Origin of the sequence: Micromonospora sp. M51 (genome assembly GCF_018070305.1) — a bacterium.
Classification (GTDB): Bacteria; Actinomycetota; Actinomycetes; order Mycobacteriales; family Micromonosporaceae; genus Micromonospora; species Micromonospora parva.
In genome coordinates this window covers 1-2,830 of the sequence record NZ_JAGPXZ010000759.1, presented here as the reverse complement: position 1 = coordinate 2,830, position 2,830 = coordinate 1, and the positions used below count along the sequence as shown (strand labels likewise).

The window sequence follows — 2,830 nt, the reverse complement described above, 5'->3', positions numbered from 1 at the left end:
CCGCGCTCGACCTGGGCACCGACGCACGGCTGCGAGCGGCACTACGGCCGGTCACCGCACAGTCCGCGGTGGTGATCGTGGCCCAGCGGGTCTCCACGATCATCGACGCCGACCAGATCATCGTTCTCGAGAACGGAGGGGTCGTCGGAGTGGGACGACATGCCGAGCTGTTGGAGACCTGCCCGACGTACGCCGAGATCGTGGCCTCGCAGCAGACGACGGAGGTGGCGGCATGAGCGAGCGTGAGGAGCCCCGCACCGCGGCCGTACCCAGTCAGAAGCCGGCCGGCGAGCCGCGGACGCCGGGAGGCGACGCGCCACAACAGCCCGGCGGCGACGCCGCGCAGCAGCCCGGCGGGGACGCGCGGACGCCGAAGCGGCTGCCGCCCGGCCGTCAGGGCGGCGGCCCGGGGTGGATTGGCGCCGGGATGCCCTCCGAGAAGTCGATGAACTTCGGCCCGTCGGCCCGACGATTGCTCGGCCGGCTGCGCTCACACCGGTTGCACCTGGCCGCGATCATCACGTTGGCAGTGGTGAGCGTCGGGTTCAGCGTGGCCGGGCCGAAGATCCTCGGCCACGCCACCGACCTGATCTTCACTGGGGTGATCGGCCGGCAACTGCCCGCCGGCACCACCGCCGACCAGGCCGTCGCGGCGGCCCGGGCCAGCGGCAACGACAGCTTCGCCGACATGCTGGCCCGGATGGACGTGGTGCCCGGGGTGGGCATCGACTTCAGCGCGCTGAGTCGGGTGCTGCTGCTGGCGCTCGGGCTCTACCTGGCGGCGAGCCTGCTGTCCTGGTGGCAGGGCTGGCTGCTCAACGGCGTGGTCCAGCGCACGGTGCTGCGACTGCGCGCCGAGGTGGAGGAGAAGCTCAACCGGCTGCCGCTGCCCTACTTCGACAGGCAGCCGCGCGGTGAGTTGCTCAGCCGGGTCACCAACGACATCGACAACATCTCCACCAGCCTCCAGCAGACCCTCAGCCAGCTCCTCACCTCGCTGCTGACCGTCATCGGGGTGCTGGCCGTGATGTTCTGGATCTCGCCGGTGCTGGCTCTGGTGGCCCTGGTCGCGGTGCCGTTGTCGGTGCTGGTCACCCAGCGCATCGCCAAGCGCTCGCAGAAGCAGTTCATCGCCCAGTGGGCGCACACCGGCGAGTTGAACGGCCAGATCGAGGAGGCGTACACCGGTCACGAGCTGGTGAAGGTCTTCGGCCGGCAGCGTGAGGTCGAGGCCGCCTTCCACGCGAAGAACGAGGAGCTGTTCCGGGCCAGCTTCGGGGCGCAGTTCATCTCCGGGATCATCATGCCGTCGATGATGTTCATCGGAAACCTGAGCTACGTGGCGATCGCCGTGGTCGGTGGGCTGCGGGTGGCCTCCGGCACGATGAGCCTCGGCGACGTGCAGGCGTTCATCCAGTACTCCCGCCAGTTCACCCAGCCGCTCACCCAGCTCGCCTCGATGGCCAACCTGCTCCAGTCCGGGGTGGCCTCGGCCGAGCGGGTCTTCGCGGTGCTCGACGCGGACGAGCAGACCCCCGACCCGGTCGAACCGGCCCGGGTCACCGACCCGCACGGTCGGGTGGAGTTCGAGCACGTCTCGTTCCGCTATGAGGCGGACAAGCCGCTGATCGACGACCTGTCACTGGTCGCCGAGCCCGGTCACACGGTGGCCATCGTCGGCCCGACCGGTGCCGGCAAGACCACACTGGTCAACCTGGTGATGCGCTTCTACGAGCTGGACGCCGGCCGGATCACACTCGACGGGGTGGACATCACCACGATGCGCCGCGACGACCTGCGCGGCCGGATCGGCATGGTGCTCCAGGACACCTGGCTCTTCGGCGGAACCATCCGGGACAACATCGCCTACGGGCGGCCGGACGCCACCGAGGAGGAGATCCTCGCCGCGGCCCGGGCCACCTTCGTGGACCGGTTCGTGCGCAGCCTGCCCGACGGCTACGACACGGTCATCGACGAGGAGGGCAGCAACGTCAGCGCCGGCGAGAAGCAGCTCATCACCATCGCGCGGGCGTTCCTCGCCGAGCCGTCCCTGCTGATCCTGGACGAGGCCACCAGCTCGGTGGACACCCGCACCGAGGTGCTGCTGCAACGGGCGATGGCCGCGCTGCGCTCGGACCGGACCAGCTTCGTCATCGCGCACCGGCTCTCCACCATCCGCGACGCCGACCTCATCCTGATGATGGAGGACGGTCGGATCGTCGAGCAGGGCACCCACGAGCAGTTGCTCGCCGCCCAGGGGGCGTACCACCGGCTCTACCGCTCGCAGTTCACCGGTGCGGTGGTCGACGAGGAACCCGCCGCGCAACCGGCGTCGGTGTAGGGCGGACCGCCATGCGTACAGCGGTCCGCCCCGGATCCGGCAGTCGGTCAGCCCTGCGGCAGCAGGTCGGCGGCGCGGGCCGCGACCTGCCCACCGATCAGGGCGAGCGCGGCGTCGGCGGGCATCGGAGCCAGGGCGTGGCCGCCGCGCAGCCGCAGCGCGAGATGGCCGTCGGCAACCTCCCGGGCACCCAACACCCCGAGGTACGGGACGCGGCGGCGGGCCGCGTCCCGTACCCGGGCGCCCAGCGAGCCGGCGACGTCGACAGCGACCCGCAGCCCGACCTCGGTCGCCCGGCGGGCCAGGTCGGCCGCCGCGCCGGCCTGGCCGTCGTCGACCGGCAGAAGCACCAGTTGCACCGGCGCGTACCAGGCCGGGAACGCCCCCTCGTGCACCTCGATGAGGTACGCGAACAGCCGCTCCATGCTGCCGACCAGACTGCGGTGCAGCATCACCGGTCGACGCCGGCCGCCATCCGAATCGGTGTAC

The 2,830-nt window shown here is 71.1% G+C and carries 2 protein-coding genes and 1 pseudogene; 2 read left to right on the top strand and 1 reads right to left on the bottom strand.

All coding sequences use genetic code 11. The features are described 5' to 3' along the window. A pseudogene (locus KBX53_RS28285) lies at positions 1-236 on the top strand (ABC transporter ATP-binding protein); the annotation flags it as partial. 191 nt (positions 237-427) lie between these two features. Then, complete coding sequence (locus tag KBX53_RS28280; protein WP_210862605.1) at positions 428-2,341, top strand: ABC transporter ATP-binding protein; 1,914 nt, start codon at positions 428-430, stop codon at positions 2,339-2,341. Between the two features lie 47 nt (positions 2,342-2,388). Here KBX53_RS28280 and KBX53_RS28275 read toward each other — a convergent pair. After that, a partial coding sequence (locus tag KBX53_RS28275) for a His/Gly/Thr/Pro-type tRNA ligase C-terminal domain-containing protein (protein WP_247676351.1) occupies positions 2,389-2,830 on the bottom strand: 442 nt, incomplete at its 5' end.

Excerpts from the sequence above, each read along its gene's own strand:
- KBX53_RS28280 (WP_210862605.1), top strand. The coding sequence starts at position 428 with ATGCCCTCCGAGAAGTCGATGAACTTCGGCCCGTCGGCCCGACGATTG.